The organism is Microvirga sp. P4_G7 (assembly GCF_056401005.1).
This window is the reverse complement of record NZ_JBFUKD010000954.1, coordinates 1-1,106: the sequence shown is the minus strand read 5'-3', so window position 1 is coordinate 1,106 and position 1,106 is coordinate 1. Positions and strand designations below refer to the sequence as shown.

At 64.0% G+C, this 1,106-nt stretch carries 1 protein-coding gene; it reads right to left on the bottom strand.

Features of this window, described 5'->3' with window-relative positions; translation table 11 throughout:
• Window positions 1-54 precede the first annotated feature (54 nt).
• On the bottom strand, window positions 55-1,106 hold a 1,052-nt coding region (gene gcvPA, locus AC1DT3_RS22170), incomplete at its 5' end, for an aminomethyl-transferring glycine dehydrogenase subunit GcvPA (RefSeq protein WP_477467331.1).

Below are 1,106 nucleotides of genomic sequence, written 5' to 3'. Positions count from 1 at the left end.
GCTCGTTGGTGCCGGCATCGCCGGCGGCAGTGGGGCGTCCCTGACGGTTCAACATCACAGAACCTCCTTCAAAGCGGCGACGAGGGCCGCGCGATCTTCATCGGTGTTCACTTCGGTGGAAGCGACGAGCAGCAGATTGTCGAGACCAGCTCCAGGAAGCAGCCGCGAGACCGGCACGCCCGCAAGCACGCCCTTGTCCGCCAGCCGCTCGACGATTTCGGCGGCGGGCTTGGCGAGTTTCACGGTGAACTCGTTGAAGAACGTCTTGTTGAGCACCTCGGCACCCTTCACGCCCGCGAGCGCATCGGCGAGCTTGACGGCGTTCGCGTGGTTGATGCGCGCGAGACGCTTCAATCCGGCTTCGCCCAAAAGCGACATGTGAATGGTGAAGGCGAGACAGCAAAGGCCCGAATTGGTGCAGATGTTCGACGTCGCCTTGTCGCGCCGGATGTGCTGCTCGCGCGTCGAGAGCGTCAGCACGAAGCCGCGGTTGCCGTCCGCATCGACGGTCTCGCCGCACAGGCGTCCCGGCATCTGGCGGATGTATTTCGACTTCGCCGCGAAGAGACCGACATAGGGCCCGCCGAAGTTGAGCGCGTTGCCGATCGACTGGCCTTCGCCGACGACGATGTCGGCGTCCATGCTGCCGGGCGAAGACACGAGGCCGAGCGACATCACTTCGGTGAACACCGCGATGAGCAGGGCACCGTGCTGATGCGCCTTGTCGGCGATCGCCTTCAGGTCGCGCACATTGCCGAACACGTCCGGCGTCTGCACGACGACGCAAGACGTGCTGTCGTCGATCTGGGAGAGGATGTCTTCTGTCCCGGAAACGTCTGGTGCGAGCGCCTGCACGTCGTCGCTCGCCATTTCGGAGAGCGTCTTCACCACGTCGATGTAATGCGGATGCACACCGCCGGAGAGCACCGCCTTGCGACGCTTGGTGACGCGGTGCGCCATCAGCACGGCTTCGCCGGTTCCCGTCGAGCCGTCATACATGGAGGCGTTCGCCACTTCCATGCCGGTCAACGCCGCGACCTGCGTCTGGAACTCGAACAGATATTGCAGCGTTCCCTGCGCGATTTCCGGCTGATACGGCGTGTAGC